The sequence below is a fragment of the Rahnella sp. JUb53 genome, from assembly GCF_004346065.1.
Lineage (GTDB): Bacteria > Pseudomonadota > Gammaproteobacteria > Enterobacterales > Enterobacteriaceae > Rahnella > Rahnella variigena.
The window spans coordinates 124,930-143,924 of record NZ_SLYT01000012.1 but is presented as its reverse complement, the minus strand read 5'-3'; the positions used below and the strand labels follow the sequence as shown (position 1 = coordinate 143,924).

Genomic DNA, 18,995 nt, shown 5'->3' with positions numbered 1-18,995 from the left:
GCTGTAATTTTTGCGTGTAGTTCTGGCCATAGGCACCTCCGTTTCAAGGATTATATCCTCTTAAGTCGGTGTCACCGATTATTAGACCAGAACAGTGAAGACAAAGAGCTATAATCTGTAAGCTTTTCAATCTCCTCTCCCCGTAAAGGGACCGATGGTTTTTTAGCTCCTCCCCCTGCAAAGGGGGAGGCGGGGAGGGGGTTTCAAACCCAACGCTTATTTAACCGCACGTTTCCGCGCTTTTTTCTCTACCACGATCGATTTCACTTCACTTTCAATCCAGCCATCGGCCAGACGTGTTTTTAGTGTTTCGCCCGGAGCGGTCTGCGTGGTCTTCTTCAGCAATGCGCCTTGTGGCGTCGTCGTCACGCTATAACCGCGGGCGAGGGTCGCCAGCGGACTGACGCCTTCCAGTTGTGTACAGGCGGTACCAAAACGCTGACGGCTTTCGGTCAGCTGCGATGACATCGCCTGTTGCAGCCGGTACTGAAGCTGCTGAACCCGTTGCTGAGCACGGTGAATGCGCGGCTGTGGCTGCTGTTGCGTCAGGCGTTGCTGCAAACGATCGGTGCGGCGCAGCATCTGGCGTAGCTGGTTTTGCATGGCTTCATCAAGACGACGGCGCAGTTTGAACAAGGCGGTTTGCTGACGCGCCAGACGTAAATGTGGATGCTGTTGTTGCAGCCGGTGATTCAGACGCGTGAAGCGCTGCGTCAGTTGCGCGAGATAATAATCCATCGCCATTTCGAGGCGCTGCTGCTGTGACTGTATCTGGCGCAGCAGTTCCAGCTGATTACGGCTGATCAGCTCGGCGGCAGCAGACGGCGTCGGTGCGCGTAAATCCGCGACAAAATCGGCAATCGTCACATCGGTTTCGTGGCCGACGGCGCTGACGATCGGAATGCGGCTGGCAAAAATTGCCCGTGCCACACGCTCATCGTTAAAGCTCCACAAATCTTCCAGCGAACCACCGCCGCGTCCGACAATCAGCACATCCACTTCTTCGCGGGCGTTCGCTAACTGAATGGCACGGACAATCTGGCCTGGCGCATCTGCGCCCTGAACGGACGTCGGATAGATAATGACGGGCAACGACGGGTCACGACGCTTTAAGACATTCAGGACGTCATGCAGCGCAGCGCCGCTGGCGGAAGTAATCACCCCCACGCATTTAGCGGGCGAGGGCAGCGGTTGTTTAAACTGCGCATCAAACAGACCTTCGGCGGCCAGTTGTTGTTTCAGTAAATCGAATTTCTGCTGTAACAGACCGTCGCCCGCTTCCTGCATGCTTTCTGCAATCAGCTGATAATCGCCACGCGGTTCGTACAACGTAATCGTCGCGCGCACCAAAACCTGCTGGCCGTTTTGCGGACGGAACGTCGTGCGGCGATTGGAATTGCGGAACATCGCGCATTTGACCTGCGCACGGTCATCTTTGAGCGTGAAATACCAGTGGCCGGAGGAAGGCTGAGAGAAGTTTGAAATCTCACCGGAGAGCCAGACCTGACCCATTTCGTTTTCCAGCAACTGTCGGACCGTCTGATTGAGGCGGCTTACGGTAAAAATAGGAGGCGAAGAAGGTAGCGACATGTGATCCAGATCAAATTCAAAAACAGAGACTTAATCGAACGATACTACATGCCCGTAAAAGGTAATCAAGAAGTTTTTGAAATAGTTCTGGTCGAAATGCCTACTCACCTGTATACTCCCGCTGCAATATTTTATCTTTTCCGCATCCACCTTGGTGAGATATTGCCCATGCTACGTATCGCAAAAGAAGCACTAACGTTCGACGACGTTCTCCTTGTTCCAGCCCACTCCACAGTTCTGCCCAATACTGCCGACCTCGGTACTCAACTGACCGCTAAAATCCGTCTGAATATCCCTATGCTGTCCGCAGCCATGGATACCGTGACTGAAGCGAATCTGGCGATTGCTCTGGCGCAGGAAGGCGGCCTCGGATTCATCCACAAGAACATGTCTATTGAGCGTCAGGCGGAAGAAGTCCGTCGCGTGAAGAAGCATGAAAGCGGCGTTGTTGCTGACCCTAAAACAGTCACACCATCGACCACTTTGCGTCAGGTTAAAGAACTCACCGAAATTAACGGTTTTGCCGGTTATCCTGTCGTGACTGAAGAAAACGAACTGGTCGGTATTATTACCGGTCGTGACGTGCGCTTCGTGACCGATCTGGAACAGCCTGTGACTGCGGTCATGACGCCGAAAGAGCGTCTGGTCACCGTCAAAGAAGGCGAAGCCCGCGAAGTCGTGCTGCAAAAAATGCACGAAAAACGTGTAGAGAAAGCGCTGGTTGTTGACGCGCAATTCCATCTGCTCGGTATGATCACCGTAAAAGACTTCCAGAAAGCTGAGCGTAAACCAAATGCCTGTAAAGATGAGCAGGGCAGCCTGCGCGTCGGTGCAGCGGTTGGTGCGGGCGCGGGCAATGAAGAACGTATCGATGCGCTGGTTGCTGCGGGTGTTGACGTCCTGCTGATTGACTCCTCTCACGGCCATTCCGAAGGCGTTCTGGAACGTATCCGCGCCACCCGCGCTAAATACCCGGATCTGCAAATCATTGGCGGTAACGTTGCCACTGGCGCAGGTGCTCTGGCACTGGCGAAAGCCGGTGTGAGCGCAGTGAAAGTCGGTATCGGTCCTGGCTCCATCTGTACCACCCGTATCGTGACCGGCGTTGGTGTTCCACAAATCACCGCTGTTTCTGACGCGGTTGAAGCGCTGGAAGGCACCGGTATTCCGGTTATCGCTGACGGCGGTATCCGCTTCTCCGGCGACATCGCAAAAGCCATCGCTGCTGGCGCAAGCTGCGTGATGGTTGGCGGGATGCTGGCTGGTACAGAAGAATCTCCGGGCGAAATCGAGCTGTATCAGGGGCGTTCGTACAAATCTTACCGCGGCATGGGTTCTCTGGGCGCGATGTCCAAAGGCTCTTCTGACCGTTACTTCCAGACTGATAACGCCGCCGACAAACTGGTACCGGAAGGTATTGAAGGTCGCGTCGCATATAAAGGCCGTCTGAAAGAAATCATCCACCAGCAAATGGGCGGTCTGCGCTCCTGTATGGGGCTGACCGGTTGTGCTACCATCGACGACCTGCGCACCAAGGCTGAGTTTGTCCGCATCAGCGGTGCAGGGATCCAGGAAAGCCACGTACATGACGTGACGATTACCAAAGAGTCACCGAACTACCGCATGGGTTCTTAATCCCATAGTCGCTGCTGCGCGTCGGCGAGCCGGCGTTGGAAGCTGGCTCAAAATGCTCATTTACGTCATGTAAACTGCGCTTTTTCGCCAGCTTCCGCCTTGCCTCACCTTAGCTCGCGAGCGCCTGGATCGAGTCACTACAAATTAATACCCAGCCCGTTATTTCCGGGCTGATTAATATTCCGTTTTAACGCTTTTATTGCTTTCTGGAAAACGCCCCCTCATGAGCGAAAATATTCACAAGCACCGTATCCTGATCCTCGATTTCGGCTCCCAGTACACCCAACTTGTTGCGCGCCGCGTGCGTGAACTGGGTGTCTATTGCGAACTCTGGGCCTGGGACGTAACCGAAGCCCAAATCCGCGAATTCAATCCGAACGGGATCATCCTGTCCGGCGGCCCGGAAAGTACCACCGAGCATGACAGCCCGCGCGCCCCTGATTACGTTTTCGAAGCCGGTGTACCGGTTCTGGGCGTCTGCTACGGCATGCAAACCATGGCGATGCAGTTAGGCGGCCATGTTGAAGGCTCAAACGAGCGCGAATTTGGTTATGCGCAGGTTGAAGTTCAGACTGAAAGCGCGCTGATCCGCGACATTCAGGATGCCCTGAGCGAGAACAACAAACCGCTGCTCGACGTCTGGATGAGCCACGGCGATAAAGTGACGGCTATCCCGTCTGATTTCGTGACCGTTGCCAGCACCGAGACCTGCCCGTTTGCCATTATGGCCAACGAAGAAAAACGCTTCTACGGGGTGCAGTTCCACCCGGAAGTGACGCACACCCGTCAGGGTCTGCGTATGCTCGAGCGTTTCGTGATGGATATCTGCGAGTGCGAAGCCCTGTGGACGCCAGCGAAAATCATCGAAGACGCCGTAGAACGTCTGCGTGTACAGATTGGCGACGACCACGTGATCCTCGGCCTGTCCGGCGGCGTTGACTCCTCCGTCACCGCCATGCTGCTGCACCGTGCAATCGGTGAGCGTCTGACCTGCGTATTCGTGGATAACGGCCTGCTGCGTCTGAATGAAGCGGATCAGGTTCTGGAAATGTTCGGCGACCGTTTCGGTCTGAATATCGTTCACGTTGCCGCCGAAGAGCGTTTCCTGTCTGCGCTGGCTGGGGTTGATGAGCCAGAAGCCAAACGTAAAATCATTGGCCGCGTCTTCGTAGAAGTGTTTGACGAAGAAGCCTGCAAGCAGGATGAAGTGAAATGGCTGGCGCAGGGCACTATTTACCCTGACGTCATCGAATCTGCAGCGTCTGCCACCGGTAAAGCGCACGTGATCAAATCGCACCACAACGTGGGCGGTCTGCCGAAAGAAATGAAACTGGGTCTGGTTGAGCCGCTGAAAGAGCTGTTCAAAGACGAAGTGCGTAAAATCGGTCTGGAACTCGGTCTGCCATACGACATGCTTTACCGTCACCCGTTCCCGGGGCCAGGTTTAGGCGTTCGCGTGCTGGGCGAAGTGAAGAAAGAGTATTGCGACCTGTTGCGTCGCGCCGATGCGATCTTCATCGAAGAACTGCATAAAGCCGATCTGTACAACAAAGTCAGCCAGGCCTTTACCGTCTTCCTGCCAGTCCGCTCCGTTGGCGTGATGGGCGATGGCCGTAAATACGACTGGGTGGTTTCCCTGCGCGCAGTTGAAACTATCGACTTCATGACCGCGCACTGGGCGCACCTGCCGTATGATTTCCTCGGCCGCTGCTCCAACCGTATCATCAACGAAGTCAACGGCATTTCCCGCGTGGTGTATGACATCTCCGGTAAACCGCCGGCAACGATTGAGTGGGAATGATTCGGCAATATATCCTTAGCCGATAACTAGCTCTTAAAGCCCGCTGCTGTTGCAGGGGGCTTTTTTTATATCTGTTTTAATTGTTGTCATAGCCAATGACTTTGTTAGCTTTTCGCTTTAGGCACTATTGCCGATAGTGAAATAAAGATCCCTGAAATTGCTGAAAAAATGAGTGGAAAAATAAATGCATCAGAATTTCTCAGAGGATTATTTATATCCAGTAAAATAACAATAAAGAAAAGACTATTGGCAAAAGTGGCTGATGAAAATATTTCCCCTACTTTATATTGGAGGTTCTCCAGTGAAAATGCCGGTGTTTTTATCGAAAATGCATCCCATGTCAGATGAACAAAAATATAACTCACGCAGAGATAACAATAGAAGTGCGCAAGCTGATCTGAATTGACGGGAAGGTACCAGTGTAATTCTCGCAACTCACTTTCTCCGTATGCTCTTTAGATACAGGAGTGGCAACAACACCGCACCGATGGCCGCCATTGAAAGCAACAGTCTGTCCGTGACGATAAGTTCCGGTAGTGCAAGAGAAATACCGCCAGTGAATGCATATCCTGCACCTGCGCCGCCGAGTATGGCTTTGAAAAATGTCGTGATGTCGAATTCCATTTTTAATCTCCCTGATAACGAAAGGCAGATTACTCAAGTTTTAAAACACCTGCAAATTAAAACGGAATTTGTGATAGTTATATTTTCATAGTTACGAGGCCTGTTCCAAAAAACATAACGCCAGAATGCTGGGGAGATACCCTTGCATTAATAAATGTTCAGGTAACATAAAACGTTATTTCAGATGCGCCGTGAACCCATTTATCCCCGGTGTAATGTCCGGCTGCAGTGTCAGTACCGGAATATCACATCACCGCCATTTTGCTGACGGCATCCAGCGCGGATTTCCATTCATCAGTGGCTGCGTGAGTTTATTGCTGATTCAGTATGAAAAAAGGCAGCCAACTGGCTGCCCTGATTGTGATGCGGTGACGAAAATTACTCGTTAAACAACTTGGTGTCGTTCGCCAGACTATCAACCACGGTTTTCAAATCGTTCGCGGTGACTTTTTGTGTATCGTTAGAAACTTGTTTTCCGAAGCCTTTACGGACGACTTTAATTACCGGTTTACCGGTTGCTGAGTCAATCAGCTCGCCTTCGAAATACACTTCGGTATCACGCGTGCGGTGGCCGGTCGCGGTTTCAGTACCGGCAATGACCAGCGCAACCGGGATCACTTCATAGAATTGCAGACCTTCAGCCGAAGTATTCACACCGGTGATTGCACCTTTAAAGATCAAGGTACGCGGCCCCGCGTGATCTGTCAGAGGCAAACGCTCAGCGAGCGCAGGTTTCATACGGCTGTTAGCATAATCCAGAACGCCCTGCAGGGTTTCCTTGCTGATTTGCTCAGTAGGCTGAGGCTCCGGATAGAACTTAATCGGTTCGTATTTGATGTAGGAGTAGTTGGCTTTTTTGAACGAAGGGTCAATCCAGCGAAGAACGGGATTGCCACCTGCAGTTTTGACTTCCTTAAGGCCGGAATAGTCCCCCAGGAAACCAGAGAATTTATCCGCTTGAGTGACGTGGTTGGTACAACCGGCTAAAAACAGTACGCCAGCGACTGCAGCAACCTGCATCAGTTTTATTCTTTTCATTCGTACCCTCGAAATATTTTAAGGAAGACCAAGTATGTATAGCACTGTTGCGGAATTTAACCTGTTAACTACAAAGAAAAATTGATATCCGTCAGGATCGCAAAAAAACGGTTGTGTGAGGTAATCATTTCTTCTTCAATTATTTTTTTGATGAATGAAACAGATAGTATTCGCCCTTTGGACTTTCCCCTGTAGCCATGATGTTCCAGCCTTTTGACAGGTAAAAATCGACTGATTTTTTACTCTTTACTAAACATTTCAGAGAGCCCTGACGGGTAAACGTCTCTTCCGCCGCGCGAAGCAACGCCGAACCTGCGCCGGTTCCCTGATATTTGGGATCAACAAACAGGTTATGCAGGAAATCCTCCTGAGTGAAAATCGAGGCGAAGCCGAGCAAATGTCCGTCACGTTCCGCGACCAGTATCTTTTCGCCGATAACCGCACGATCAAAATCTTCCAGCTGAAAATCATCCTCCAGCCATGTCCAGGTGTGCTTTCGGGAGGCCAGATACAACGTGCGTAAAAACGGGCGGTCTGCTTCTTCATAAGGCCGGATTTTGAGGGGTGATGGCAAAGAAAGCTCCTGAGAATTTTTTATCATCAAAGTCTGTGGTTTAGGTTTGTTTTCCGATACTGCCAGTGAAGTGCGGCGAGTTCAATTACGTTGACTTAACGGTTTTATATCGCATTTCCTGATTGATCTTCTGACCCTCGCCACCAATAATGCTTCCTTGACTCGGGGTGCCCGCTGTAAAGCAGGGCTGAGATTTTACCCGTATTACCTGATCTGGATTATGCCAGCGTAGGGAAGTCAGGTATCTCTCCTGATACCGCCTTCTTTAGCGCCGGTAGGGAGACTTATGAATACCCGACCTACCTTGTTGCCCGGCTCTACAGCCGCCACTTCTCTGAAACAACTCCGCCTCTCTGCGCCGCTGGTCCACTGCCTGACCAACGACGTCGTGCAATCTTTTACTGCCAATGTCCTGCTGGCGCTGGGGGCGTCCCCGGCGATGGTGGTTGATCCCGCCGAAGCCGCGCAGTTCAGTGCCATTGCTGATGCTTTGCTGGTGAATGTCGGCACGCTGACCCGTCTTCATGCCGATGCGATGCTGGCAGCTGTTCACGCGGCTCATCAGGCCGGAAAGCCCTGGGTACTTGATCCCGTCGCTGTCGGTGGCCTGAGCTGGCGCACCGAATTTTGCCTTGAACTCATCACGCTTAAACCTGCTGCCATTCGTGGTAATGCGTCCGAAATTCTTGCGCTCAGCGGACTCAGCGCGTCCGGCCGTGGCGTTGACAGCGGTGATGACTCCCTGTCAGCTTTACCTGCCGCACAACAGCTGGCGCGTAACACCGGCGCGATTGTCGCTGTCACCGGTGAAACAGATTATGTCACTGACGGCGAACGCAGCCGGTCTGTAGCAGGCGGGCATCCGATGATGACCCGCATTGTTGGCACCGGATGCGCCCTGTCAGCCGTGGTGGCGGCCTTTGTGGCTTTACCGGGCGACCGGCTGGATAACGTTGCCGCTGCCTGTCGCGTGATGTCATGTGCCGGTGAACGTGCCTGTGCAGCCGTAAACGGACCGGGCAGTTTCACGCCTCAGTTCCTCGATAATCTGTATTTGATAGATGAGCAGTGGCTGAACGGGGAGGAGAGGCAATGAAACGGATTAATGCACTGACGATTGCCGGCACGGATCCGAGCGGCGGAGCGGGGATCCAGGCAGATTTAAAAGCCTTCTCGGCGCTGGGTGCGTACGGTACCAGCGTGATCACCGCACTGGTGGCGCAGAATACCCGCGGCGTGCAGTCAGTTTATAACATTGAGCCGGAGTTTGTTTCGGCGCAGCTGGATTCCGTACTGAGCGACGTTCGTATCGACAGCACGAAAATCGGCATGCTGGCAAACAGTCAGATTGTGGACGTGGTTGCGGAGCGGCTCAGACATTATCAGCCGCCTTTTGTGGTGCTGGATACCGTGATGCTGGCGAAAAGTGGCGATCCGCTGCTACTGCCGGAAGCCGTGGATGCCGTGCGCCGTTTGCTGATCCCGCAGGTATCCATTATTACGCCAAATCTGCCGGAAGCCGCCGCGTTGCTGGAGTGTGCGACTGCGACTAATGAAACCGAAATGCGGGAGCAGGGAGAAGCGTTACTGGCGATGGGATGTGGCGCGGTGCTGATGAAAGGCGGTCATCTGAGTGATGAGGAAAGCCCTGACTGGCTGTTTGAGGCAGGTTCACGCGAGCGGTTTACCGCGCCGCGTGTGGACACCCGTCACACCCATGGCACAGGATGCACGTTATCTGCGGCGTTTGCAGCATTGCGACCGCGGCATAACAACTGGGCCGATACCGTACGCGAAGCCAAAGAATATTTGCAGCAGGCGCTGATGCAGGCCGATTCTCTGGAGGTTGGTCACGGCATCGGCCCGGTCCATCATTTCCACCGCTGGTGGTAACAGCAGATTACGCGCGGCGCTGGGTTTCGCTCAGCGCCTGTTCAGCCTGATGAAATTTAGTCAGAGCCTGTTGCAGATGCACGGCGTCAAACGGGTTCAGCGGATAGAATTTCTCCTCTTTACGCGGACGCAGCATGATGCGGATTTTGTTCGCTGAAACCCTTTCAAACAGATAGCTGGCGATATCCTCGTTTTCTTCGTCCTTCCATGACAGCAGTAATGCCGCGTGCTCACCGGTGCGGCGGCCAATAAATTGTTCGTGCGACCACAAGCCTTCAAATTCGCCATCTTTTTGTAGTTTTTTACCGCTGAACCATGATGATTCTGCCAGTGTCCACAAAGCCTGTGGTGAGATTTCCTGATGTAACTGATGCCACAGCGGGCGGTTGTTGTCCATTTGCCAGCAGGCCATGCCGAGATAATCATTCAACTCGCGCCAGTCACTTTCCAGCCTTTCCCGTAATTCAGGATCCTGCACATGGATAAATTGTTGCAGGCCGGTCGCCTGTTCGCCCAGTTTGTTATAGGCAATGACGGTCATTGTGCGGGGCTTGCGACGGAAGGTCACCCACAACAAAAATTTAGGGATGCGGAAGGTAATCGCCTGGACGGTGAGTTTGTAACGGTTGCCACGGGATAGCACAAGGCCATTCGACGTGCCGCGTTTATCCTGATAATTTCTGACGACCACAACGCTGTTCTGGCCCATCCAGCCCATCACGTAATGTTCTTTTTCACTTTCAGCCACATCCAGATCTTGCACGATTTGCGTGATTTTTTCGTTATCGAGTTGAGAGAGGGAAAGTGACTGATCGGCGCTGTAATAGCTTTTATTCAGGGGGACGGCAGCTGGCATAAGAGTATCCACGGTGTTGATGTGGTTTACAGCTTACACTAAGTTGTCATACAGATTTTAGGGCTAACCCGCAAAATTTGCACTTCGTCGTGAACTTTCTGTGTCACAGAGGGGGTTATTAATGAGGGCAAGGACGAAATTTTACGAGGCGTCTCGACAAAAATAACATGGACTATTGTTAATTGCAGAGTGGGGATTATTCTTTCGGCATTATTTTGATGCGCGGGAATAAGCAGGATATATGACGTTACATGAAAAGGTAATTTGCGAAACATCATCGACGATGAATGCGGCTTTTGTTCAGTTAAATGTTCCGCTTATTATAAGGCGTATTCGCCGGAGTGATATTATCTGGCAGCAGCGTCGTGCGAGACGTAATTTACTGCAACCTGAGAAAAATCTGCTTAACTGGCAATGGTTATTTAAGCAGTATAGAAAAAATAAACCTCGTGAATCCGGTTTAGAACAGACGGCTTATGTGTTTTGTCTCAACAATCCTCAGCAGGAGCGGGCTGCGTTCTTGCTTAAGTCATGCCGGCTTCTTACCGGCACGCTTGAGATTAATGCACTGGAAAATTTCTTTCGCAAGACTAAGGGCCATCCTTTAAAAAGAAACATGCTGTATTACTGTCTTTGTGTTACGGTTATTTACACTGACATTCTTGATGTGTGCAAACTGGTAAATAAAGACAGTGTTAAGTTTTATATTAAAGATGTTGTCAATGATGATGTCATGAGGTTTTATCTCTCTGCAGCACCTCTGTCCCAGGTTTTAGGTAAGATGGAATGTGAGTCAACTTACTCTTTGTTGAATGAATATGTGAATTTTAATTTTCTTAATCGGCATTATGAATTGTTGAAGTAATAAATTTCAAAAAGAGTAAATATAGCCAACGTAAATTGCTTAGCAGGAGTAGCACATGGATTTAGATAGGGAAAAAATGCATCATTTGACTCCAAGGCAGGTGAAGATGGTGGAAAAAATTGTCGGATTTTTAAGATACTGTGATGAAAAACACCAAGGTGAAGAGGATATCGAGGGTTTTGAAGGGGGAGGAGTTTTGCTTGGCCCACCGGAAGCTTTTTATCGCCCTTCTAAGGACTGGAATAAATTACCCTGAAGTGACTCCTTGTCTCCCCGGGTTGGTGTCGATTTCATAACGCGGGGATAAATCGCTTACTCGGCATCGAACCAGTCGCTGTTTTGCTCCGCAATCGGTGTGATGGTTGAAATCATTTCCTGCAGATGGATACGGATGGCTTTTTCCGCGGCATCCGGGTCACGGGCTTTGAGCCCTTCAAAGATGGCGTAATGCTGCGCAATCAGACTTTCCGGAGGTGACACCTTACTCAGTGTTAAAAAGCGCACGCGATCCATCGTCGCTTTAATGTGTTCGACCGTTTCCCACGCCAGTTTGCAATCTATGACCTGCGCAATTGTGCGGTGGAATTCATCATCGAGAAGTAAAAATTCCTGCGTCTGCTGACTTTTTGCTGCCAGAGTTTGGCGTTCGAGATTGTGTTCGAGCAGCGCCAGATCTTTGTCTGTCGCGACCATTGCCGCACGGCGTACCACGGCAGTTTCGACGGCTTCACGAATGAAACGGCCGTCGGCTACGCGTTTAGATGAAATTTTCATCACATAGGTACCGCGCTGCGGCAAAACCTGTACCAGTCCGGCTTCGGCCAGTTTGATAAAGGCTTCGCGAACGGGCTGGCGGGACACATTGAAACGGGTGGATATTTCTTTTTCCGACAGAAATGCTCCCGGTGCGATGGCACAGGTGACGATGTCCTGACGCAAGGTGCGGTAAATCTGCTGATTAACCGGCACATTACTGAGAAATTCAAAGGAGTCTGTCATGGGCAAATGTTGTCTTTATAGTCGGGAAGCCATAATACTAACATGAGTTTTCTCAGGATTTTGAGATTGTTAGCGCAAGAATTACTGTGAATTGATATGTTCACGACAATACAGTTTTTTGTAGGCGGCGGGTGTGATGCCCAGCAGTTTGCGAAATACCCGGCGGAAATAGGCCACATCATTAAAGCCGGTCAGGCGAGCAACGTCCGCCACATTGCCGGTATTGGCCAGTAAAAGCTTTTCAGCTGCCGTCACCCGTTGCTTATGCAGCGCATCGGTCAGCGTCATCTGGAACGTCAGACGAAAAACCCGCCCGAGATAATCTGCGTTGCAGTGCAGGCGTTCAGCCAGCTCCGTCGCACCCAGTGGTAAATGAAATTGTGTTGTGATCAGCTGGCGCGCTTTATACGCCAGCGCAACGCCGGGACCATCAGGTTCGACGTTTTCCGGCCAGGCGCGACAGACTTCCTGTAAAAGTAATAGCAAGAACAACTCAAGGGAATTTCCGCCGCGTTCCTGTTCATATAAAAATAATCTGAAGAGCGTCAGAATAGTCTCCCGGTCTTTGACTTTACAGTGTTGTGGAATATCCAGCTGTATAGAGGGATTATTTTGCTGTGAATGGATAATTGCCACGTCTTTCACGAAATCAAAATGCAACCAGTAAAATTTTAAATCAGAATCGAATGTGGTTAGCCCTTTATGTTCACGTCCGGGGAATAATAATAAACTTTCGCCTTCATGCACGTCAAAACGTGTATTTCCCTCCTGCAATGACAAGGTGCCACGGACCACATAAATTAACTCATGCGAACTGAGTCTCCGGGTCGGATGTGTGCCAATTCCTCTTGAAATGAACAGGCCGCCATTTTGAACTTTCACGGGGTAATTTACTGGAAAAGCAAGGCATTCAGTCATTTTACAGGCTTCCGGCGGGATGTTTAAGCCTGACACTAGCACAGGGATGGGCGACTGCCAGTGACGTGGCGGGAGGTTTTGATCTGCTTCACAGATTGAAACTGCAAGTCGGAATTGTCCCGTTTAACTACTTTATCCTCCTCTTGTTGACGTGATGCCTCTGTGCCAGATTGACCGCGTACCTTATTTATTCTTCGGAATGATGTGAATAATCAGCCTTATTTATCCTGTTCCTGTTGCTTATTAATAACGATATAAAAGCGAGGAAAAAACATGTCAACGGATTCCATTAATACCGGCGCATCCCCGGTAACGGGTGAGGGCGGAATAATTTCAGCCAACGCTAAACTTTCTGTGAGTGAGAAAATAGGTTATGGGCTGGGAGATGCTGGTGGCACGATAATAACCTGTCTGATCACCAGTTTTCTGACATTTTTTTATACCGATGTTTTCGGCCTGACGCCTGCGATTGTCGGCACGCTGTTTATTTCCCTGCGTGTGATTGACGCGATTTCTGATCCACTGATGGGCATTCTGGCTGACCGCACGCAAAGCCGCTGGGGACGTTTCCGGCCGTGGCAATTGTGGATTGCGTTGCCGATTGGCGTCGTGGGTTTCCTGACGTTTACCGTGCCCGGTCTGAGTGGCGACGCCAAAATTGCCTACGCCTTTTTCACGTATTTTCTGCTGTCCGTGTCTTACACGGCGATCAATGTGCCGTACTGTGCCCTGATTAACACCATGACCACCGATCATCGTGAGGTCATTTCCTGCCAGTCCTGGCGTTTTGTGCTCTGCGGTGTGGCGGGATTCATGGTGTCTGTCGGGTTGCCCTGGCTGGTACAGGTGCTGGGCAAAGGGAATGCTGCAGCCGGATATCAGCAGGGTGTCGGTCTGTTGTGCGCCGTTGCGGTGGTGATGTTTCTGTGGTGCTTCTTCACTGTGCGTGAGCGCCTGCCGCTGGCGCTGCTCGGCCAGTTCAGCGTTAAAGAACATATCCGTGGCATGTTGAAAAACGACCAGTTGCTGCTGGTATTGCTGATGTCTTTCCTGCTCATCAACGTGTTTAACCTGCGCGGTGGCGGCTACATGTATTTCATCACTTACGTGCTGAAAGGTGGCGCGGGCTATGCCTCGATGTTCTTCGGCATGGTGACGCTGGCATCAATTCTTGGCGCGGTGATCGTCAATCAGCTGACCAAATTTATCGACAGCGTCCGGTTGTACATGATCACCAATCTGGTGCTGGCGGTATTTTCTCTGCTGCTGTGGTTTTTGCCCGCCGGTGAGCAGCATCAGACGCTGTGGCTGGGCATCATCTTTGTTCACTGCGTGATCCTCGGTTTCACGCTGCCGCTGCACTTTTCCCTGATGGCCTTCGCCGATGATTACGGACACTGGAAAAATGGTATCCGTTCTTCCGGGATGAATTTCGCGTTCAACCTTTTCTTCATCAAATTAGCCTGGGCATCGAGCGCCGGGATCATCAGCCTGGTGTTCATTCTTGTCTCTTATCAGGCTGGCGCGGAGCACCAGACTGCGGCGTCGCTGAGCGGGATCACTCTTCTGGAAACCCTGTTGCCTGCGGCGATGCATCTTCTGCTGGCGATCACTCTGATGTTCTGCAAGCTCGATAACACATTGCTGACGCGGATGTCGCATGAACTGGCCGCGAAAATTTAATCGTTATTTTTCTATTCAGGAGGTTGTATGTCGTTTTCTCCGGTTGAATCTTTAGAAGTGCCGCTCGATAAGGTCAATATTTCTGACGCGTTCTGGCTGGAATATCAGCGGCTGGTCAAAGACGTCGTCGTGCCATATCAGTGGAAGGCCCTTAATGATGAGGTCGCCGATGCAGAACCGAGTCATGCCATTGAGAACTTCCGCATCGCTGCCGGGCAAAGTGATGGCGAGTTTTACGGGATGGTTTTCCAGGACAGCGATGTGGCGAAGTGGCTGGAAGCTGTCGGCTATTTACTGGCAAAAACGCCGGATCCTGCGCTGGAAGAAACGGCAGACCAGGTGATCGAACTGGTGGGCGCGGTGCAGCAACCGGACGGCTATCTGAATACGTATTTCACCGTGAAAGAGCCGCAACAGCGGTGGAGGAATCTCGCCGAATGTCACGAGCTTTACTGTGCCGGACATCTGATCGAAGCCGGCGTGGCTTACACTCAGGCAACCGGAAAAACGCGCTTGCTGGAGATCGTCTGTAAACTTGCCGATCACATTGCGGATGTTTTCGGGCCTGGAGATAAACAGCTGCACGGCTATCCCGGTCATCCGGAAATCGAACTGGCGCTGATGCGTTTATATGAAGCTACCGGTGAAACCCGTTATCTCGAGCTGACCCGCTATTTTGTCGAGCAGCGCGGTACAGAGCCGCATTTTTACGATATTGAATATGAAAAACGCGGCAAAACATCGCACTGGAATACTTACGGTCCGGCGTGGATGGTCAAAGATAAAGCTTACAGTCAGGCCCATAAGCCGGTTGCGTTACAGAAGACGGCTATCGGACACGCAGTGCGCTTTGTGTATTTGTACGCCGGCGTCGCTCATCTGGCGCGGTTGAGTCAGGATCAGGAAAAGCGCGAGGTCTGCCAGCGGTTGTGGGAAAACATGACTCAGCGGCAAATGTATATCACCGGTTCAATCGGCTCACAAAGCAGCGGCGAAGCGTTTTCTTCCGATTACGATTTGCCGAATGACACGGCGTACACCGAAACCTGTGCGTCGATCGGGCTGATGATGTTTGCCAACCGTATGTTGCAGATGGATCCTGACAGTCGCTATGCCGATGTGATGGAACGCGCGCTCTACAATACCGTACTGGCCGGAATGGCGCTCGACGGCAAACATTTCTTCTACGTGAATCCGCTGGAAGTGCATCCGAAAAGTATTCCGTTCAATCATATCTACGATCACGTAAAACCAGTGCGTCAGCGCTGGTTCGGTTGTGCCTGCTGCCCGCCAAACATCGCACGACTGCTGGCTTCACTTGGCCATTACATTTATACCCAGCGCCCGGACGGCGTGGACATCAACCTGTATATCGGCAGTGACGTGCAGGCGATGGTCGGCGGTAAACCGTTGCGGCTGAAGCAGTCCGGTGGTTATCCGTGGACAGAGCATGTTCAGATTGAAATAGACACCGATCAGCCGCTTGAAGCCACGCTGGCGCTGCGTTTACCCGACTGGTGCGCCAGTCCGCAGGTGACGCTTAATGGTAAGCCGCTGGCGCTTTCCGCTCTTACGCGCAACGGATATTTACGTCTGACGCAGGACTGGCAGAAAGGCGATCGCATTGAAATGACATTACCGATGCCGGTAACGCGCGTGAAGGGGAACGCCCTGTTGCGGCACGTTGCAGGTAAAGTGGCAATACAGCGTGGCCCGCTGGTGTATTGCCTTGAACAGGCCGACAACGGCAGTGAACTGCATAACTTTCGCCTGCCTCAGGATGCACAATTCCGCCTGATCTCCGGCAGCGGACTGCTCGCTGGTAAAACGTTATTGCAGACGCAAGGCCTGCGCCGGTTATCAGTTCATGCCGGTCGGCAACCGTTATATAGCTTCAATCCTCCGGAAGAAGAAACGACAATGCAAAGCATGACATTTGTGCCTTACTTTAGCTGGGCGAACAGGGGAGAAGGGGAGATGCGTGTGTGGGTTGATGAGGCGTGATTTGAGTTGATTTGAGCAGAGTTAAGTTTAAGAAAACCCGGCATGATAACCGGGTTTTTTCATGATGCTCAGAACAAGATGTTCAGAACATCAGTTGTGAGACAGGGTCGTGGCCGGGGTCTGTTTGGGTGGTTTAATCACGAAGAACACCAGAATTGCGCCCAGTGCGGCGACGCCACCGGCCAGAATAAAGGCGCTGTCGAAGCGACCAGTGTTTTGTACGATGAAGCCGGTCACGACCGGACCGATGATGCCCGACACGCTGCCGACCAGATGGATAAATCCGCTGGTGCCGCCGACGCGGGATTTATGTACCACGTCCTGAATAATCGCCCAGTAAATAGCGCCGGTGGTGTACAGGAAGAAAATAGATACAGACATCAGGATAACCGCCGGAACCACGCTGGTGACCACGCCAGCCAGTGCGACACAAATTGCTGCGGCTAACAGACTGACGACTAATATAATTTTACGTGACAGTAATAAACGGCCAGTGATATTAAAAATCTTATCGGAAATATATCCGCCCAGAGCCAGGCCGACGAATCCGACAATCCACGGAATAACCGTTGTCAGGCTCATTTCTTTAATGTTCAGACCATGCGCTTGCACCAGATATGCCGGGAACCAGCTGAGGAAGAAGAATAAAATATAGTTGTAGCAGAAGAAGGCAAAAGCCGTCACCAGGATAATAGGCTGGCGTAAATAATAGCCCAGACCATGCGCAGCCTGTGCCAGATCTTCTTCTTCACTGATATTTTCATTTTTCATCTGATCAACTAAACGCAATTCTTCCGGTGAAACACGTTTACTTTTTAGCGGATTGTCCGCAACGGTAAAGAACCAGACCGCCATCCAGATAATCCCGATGGAAGCGATCACCATAAAGGCCGGGCGCCAGCCGAAGGAAATCGCTAAATACCCGACAATCGGCCCGGCAACAGCACCGCCGAGAGGTGAACCGGCGCTGAGCAGTCCCATCGCGGTAGCCGCCTGTTTCTTCGGAAACCATCCGTTGATCATCTTATTTGCCGAGGCACAAATCGGCCCTTCAGCCATACCGAATAATACCCGCAGAATTAACATGGAATAAAAGCCGGTCGCGAAAGCGGTCATACCACAAAATACCGACCATAATCCGACGGCTAATCCCATCACCAGCGTCGGGCCGAATTTATCCACGGCCAGGCCGCCGATAAAGTTAAATATCGCGTAACCGAAGAAGAAACTGCCAAATATCATGCCGAATTGTTCGGGATTAATGGTCAGCTCTTTTTCTATCATCGGGACAGTGATCGACAGCGCCACGCGGTCGAGGTAATTGATCATGTAAACCAGGAACAGCAGGAATACGATGACCCAGCGTAAGTTCTTGAACATAGGTGCTCCACTTGTCGGTGTTGTTTTAATAGTGTTGCGTTTTTTTGTAGGTAGAATATGAGGTACTGCGGACGGGAGGATATTTAAAATCCTCCCGTCATTTTTCAAAAATTGCCAAATATCAGAATGTCAGTAAAACCTTGCAGCAGGAACGCTGATCTTTCTCAAACAGCGTTAATGCAGCTTCCACTTCCCCGGCAGGCATCCAGTGCGTCACCAGCTTTTCGGGCGCGATTTTCCCTTGCTCCATCCATTTAATCACCTGCGGGAACCGGTGGCTGTTCAGGCGCGATGAAAACAGTGAAATCTCCTTGCTGGTAATACTCTGCTGTGTAACCGAACTCGGCTCGCCGGAAAAACCCATCATGCCGATGCGCGCTGCCGGAGAGGCAAGCAAAATCGCTTCCTGCAAAATGGCCGGGTGGCAGGCGGCATCGACAATAAGCGTCGGGCGTACACCTTCGGCAGCCAGTTCATCTGCCACGCTGCGCTCGCTGTTGTTGATGATCCAGTCCGCACCACTGGCCTGCGCCATCTGCAACCGCTCGTCGATACGGTCGGCGACAATCACTTTCTGCACGCCGTACACGCCCTTCAGTACCTGGATCACCGTCAGTCCCATCGGGCCAGCGCCGTAGATAAGCGCCGTGTCCTGAGGTGTCGGTTTGAGAAAGGCGGTGATATTGGCCGCGATAGTAAAGGGTTCAACCATGCTGGCGAGTTTGTCCGGGATAGCGGCCGGAACCACGTAGGCGTTTTTCGCCGGTGCGCAGGCATAATCACTAAAACCTCCATCGCGGTGGACGCCGATCACCTGCAATTGGGCGCACACATTCGGGCGGCCAATCGAGCACGGATAGCAATGTCCGCAGCTGACGACCGGATCGACTACCACGCGTTCCCCGATGCGTGAAGCCTCTACACCTTCGCCGACGCTGTCGATGTGGCCGAAAAATTCATGACCAATCACCCGCGGGTATTTCGCGAACGGATTATGACCGTGGTAGATATGCACATCGGATCCGCAGATTCCGGCGTAACTGACCCGAACTCGTACTTCACCGGCGGCAGGTACCGGCAAAGCACGTTGCTCGATGACTAATTTTCCGGGTTCTTGTATAACGACGCTGTTCAT

Annotated in this window: 17 protein-coding genes and 1 riboswitch; of the genes, 8 read left to right on the top strand and 9 right to left on the bottom strand. The window is 51.6% G+C overall.

Annotated elements, in window-relative coordinates; all coding sequences use genetic code 11:
• Positions 1-216 precede the first annotated feature (216 nt).
• Positions 217-1,590, bottom strand: coding sequence for an exodeoxyribonuclease VII large subunit (gene xseA, locus EC840_RS22330; protein WP_129639125.1), 1,374 nt, complete (start codon positions 1,588-1,590; stop codon positions 217-219).
• Between the two features lie 168 nt (positions 1,591-1,758).
• Between xseA and guaB the strand changes: the two genes are divergently transcribed.
• Positions 1,759-3,225: an IMP dehydrogenase gene (gene guaB, locus EC840_RS22325; RefSeq protein WP_015689478.1), complete on the top strand. Its 1,467-nt coding sequence runs from the start codon at positions 1,759-1,761 to the stop codon at positions 3,223-3,225.
• 223 nt (positions 3,226-3,448) lie between these two features.
• Positions 3,449-5,026: a glutamine-hydrolyzing GMP synthase gene (gene guaA, locus EC840_RS22320; RefSeq protein ID WP_120161557.1), complete on the top strand. Its 1,578-nt coding sequence runs from the start codon at positions 3,449-3,451 to the stop codon at positions 5,024-5,026.
• Positions 5,027-5,461: 435 nt separating this feature from the next.
• Here the strand turns inward: guaA and EC840_RS22310 are convergent, their stop codons facing one another.
• The 3 genes from EC840_RS22310 to EC840_RS22300 all read right to left on the bottom strand — a co-directional run bounded on the left by EC840_RS22310 (position 5,462) and on the right by EC840_RS22300 (position 7,262).
• Positions 5,462-5,650 carry a hypothetical protein gene (locus EC840_RS22310; RefSeq protein ID WP_112288915.1) on the bottom strand — a complete coding sequence of 63 codons (189 nt, stop codon included), beginning with the start codon at positions 5,648-5,650 and terminating at the stop codon, positions 5,462-5,464.
• A gap of 378 nt (positions 5,651-6,028) precedes the next feature.
• Positions 6,029-6,688: a DUF3313 domain-containing protein gene (locus EC840_RS22305; RefSeq protein ID WP_132967117.1), complete on the bottom strand. Its 660-nt coding sequence runs from the start codon at positions 6,686-6,688 to the stop codon at positions 6,029-6,031.
• 139 nt (positions 6,689-6,827) lie between these two features.
• A complete protein-coding gene (locus EC840_RS22300) occupies positions 6,828-7,262 on the bottom strand; it encodes a GNAT family N-acetyltransferase (RefSeq protein WP_112288913.1) in 435 nt (144 codons plus the stop codon).
• A 153-nt stretch (positions 7,263-7,415) separates the two neighbouring features.
• A riboswitch (TPP riboswitch) is annotated at positions 7,416-7,514 on the top strand.
• A 34-nt stretch (positions 7,515-7,548) separates the two neighbouring features.
• Here EC840_RS22300 and thiM point away from each other — a divergent pair.
• A complete protein-coding gene (gene thiM / locus EC840_RS22295) occupies positions 7,549-8,358 on the top strand; it encodes a hydroxyethylthiazole kinase (protein WP_132967115.1) in 810 nt (269 codons plus the stop codon).
• Positions 8,355-9,155 (top strand): bifunctional hydroxymethylpyrimidine kinase/phosphomethylpyrimidine kinase, encoded by an 801-nt coding sequence (gene thiD / locus EC840_RS22290; protein ID WP_132967114.1) that lies wholly within the window; start codon positions 8,355-8,357, stop codon positions 9,153-9,155. The genes thiM and thiD overlap by 4 nt, the downstream gene beginning before the upstream one ends.
• A gap of 7 nt (positions 9,156-9,162) precedes the next feature.
• Here thiD and EC840_RS22285 read toward each other — a convergent pair whose 3' ends face one another.
• The gene (locus EC840_RS22285; RefSeq protein WP_132967112.1) at positions 9,163-10,011 is read right to left on the bottom strand and encodes a hypothetical protein; all 849 of its coding nucleotides are present in this window, start codon (positions 10,009-10,011) and stop codon (positions 9,163-9,165) included.
• 241 nt (positions 10,012-10,252) lie between these two features.
• Between EC840_RS22285 and EC840_RS22280 the strand changes: the two genes are divergently transcribed.
• On the top strand, positions 10,253-10,876 hold the full coding sequence (locus tag EC840_RS22280) for a hypothetical protein (RefSeq protein ID WP_132967110.1): 624 nt from the start codon (positions 10,253-10,255) through the stop codon (positions 10,874-10,876).
• Positions 10,877-10,931: 55 nt separating this feature from the next.
• The gene (locus EC840_RS22275) at positions 10,932-11,132 is read left to right on the top strand and encodes a hypothetical protein (protein ID WP_112288908.1); all 201 of its coding nucleotides are present in this window, start codon (positions 10,932-10,934) and stop codon (positions 11,130-11,132) included.
• 56 nt (positions 11,133-11,188) lie between these two features.
• Here EC840_RS22275 and EC840_RS22270 read toward each other — a convergent pair whose 3' ends face one another.
• Positions 11,189-11,875 (bottom strand): GntR family transcriptional regulator, encoded by a 687-nt coding sequence (locus EC840_RS22270; RefSeq protein WP_113875997.1) that lies wholly within the window; start codon positions 11,873-11,875, stop codon positions 11,189-11,191.
• Between the two features lie 81 nt (positions 11,876-11,956).
• Positions 11,957-12,793, bottom strand: coding sequence for an AraC family transcriptional regulator (locus tag EC840_RS22265; protein WP_132967108.1), 837 nt, complete (start codon positions 12,791-12,793; stop codon positions 11,957-11,959).
• 273 nt (positions 12,794-13,066) lie between these two features.
• Here EC840_RS22265 and EC840_RS22260 point away from each other — a divergent pair, with 273 nt between their 5' ends.
• Positions 13,067-14,476: an MFS transporter gene (locus EC840_RS22260; protein WP_112288905.1), complete on the top strand. Its 1,410-nt coding sequence runs from the start codon at positions 13,067-13,069 to the stop codon at positions 14,474-14,476.
• Positions 14,477-14,503: 27 nt separating this feature from the next.
• A complete protein-coding gene (locus EC840_RS22255; protein ID WP_132967106.1) occupies positions 14,504-16,480 on the top strand; it encodes a beta-L-arabinofuranosidase domain-containing protein in 1,977 nt (658 codons plus the stop codon).
• 90 nt (positions 16,481-16,570) lie between these two features.
• Here EC840_RS22255 and EC840_RS22250 read toward each other — a convergent pair whose 3' ends face one another.
• On the bottom strand, positions 16,571-17,860 hold the full coding sequence (locus EC840_RS22250) for an MFS transporter (RefSeq protein ID WP_112288903.1): 1,290 nt from the start codon (positions 17,858-17,860) through the stop codon (positions 16,571-16,573).
• A 121-nt stretch (positions 17,861-17,981) separates the two neighbouring features.
• Positions 17,982-18,995: a Zn-dependent oxidoreductase gene (locus EC840_RS22245; protein ID WP_132967104.1), complete on the bottom strand. Its 1,014-nt coding sequence runs from the start codon at positions 18,993-18,995 to the stop codon at positions 17,982-17,984.

Excerpts from the sequence above, each read along its gene's own strand:
- xseA (WP_129639125.1), bottom strand. The coding sequence starts at position 1,590 with ATGTCGCTACCTTCTTCGCCTCCTATTTTTACCGTAAGCCGCCTCAAT.
- guaB (WP_015689478.1), top strand. The coding sequence starts at position 1,759 with ATGCTACGTATCGCAAAAGAAGCACTAACGTTCGACGACGTTCTCCTT.
- guaA (WP_120161557.1), top strand. The coding sequence starts at position 3,449 with ATGAGCGAAAATATTCACAAGCACCGTATCCTGATCCTCGATTTCGGC.
- EC840_RS22310 (WP_112288915.1), bottom strand. The coding sequence starts at position 5,650 with ATGGAATTCGACATCACGACATTTTTCAAAGCCATACTCGGCGGCGCA.
- EC840_RS22305 (WP_132967117.1), bottom strand. The coding sequence starts at position 6,688 with ATGAAAAGAATAAAACTGATGCAGGTTGCTGCAGTCGCTGGCGTACTG.
- thiM (WP_132967115.1), top strand. The coding sequence starts at position 7,549 with ATGAATACCCGACCTACCTTGTTGCCCGGCTCTACAGCCGCCACTTCT.
- thiD (WP_132967114.1), top strand. The coding sequence starts at position 8,355 with ATGAAACGGATTAATGCACTGACGATTGCCGGCACGGATCCGAGCGGC.
- EC840_RS22285 (WP_132967112.1), bottom strand. The coding sequence starts at position 10,011 with ATGCCAGCTGCCGTCCCCCTGAATAAAAGCTATTACAGCGCCGATCAG.
- EC840_RS22280 (WP_132967110.1), top strand. The coding sequence starts at position 10,253 with ATGACGTTACATGAAAAGGTAATTTGCGAAACATCATCGACGATGAAT.
- EC840_RS22275 (WP_112288908.1), top strand. The coding sequence starts at position 10,932 with ATGGATTTAGATAGGGAAAAAATGCATCATTTGACTCCAAGGCAGGTG.
- EC840_RS22270 (WP_113875997.1), bottom strand. The coding sequence starts at position 11,875 with ATGACAGACTCCTTTGAATTTCTCAGTAATGTGCCGGTTAATCAGCAG.
- EC840_RS22265 (WP_132967108.1), bottom strand. The coding sequence starts at position 12,793 with ATGACTGAATGCCTTGCTTTTCCAGTAAATTACCCCGTGAAAGTTCAA.
- EC840_RS22260 (WP_112288905.1), top strand. The coding sequence starts at position 13,067 with ATGTCAACGGATTCCATTAATACCGGCGCATCCCCGGTAACGGGTGAG.
- EC840_RS22255 (WP_132967106.1), top strand. The coding sequence starts at position 14,504 with ATGTCGTTTTCTCCGGTTGAATCTTTAGAAGTGCCGCTCGATAAGGTC.
- EC840_RS22250 (WP_112288903.1), bottom strand. The coding sequence starts at position 17,860 with ATGTTCAAGAACTTACGCTGGGTCATCGTATTCCTGCTGTTCCTGGTT.
- EC840_RS22245 (WP_132967104.1), bottom strand. The coding sequence starts at position 18,995 with ATGAACAGCGTCGTTATACAAGAACCCGGAAAATTAGTCATCGAGCAA.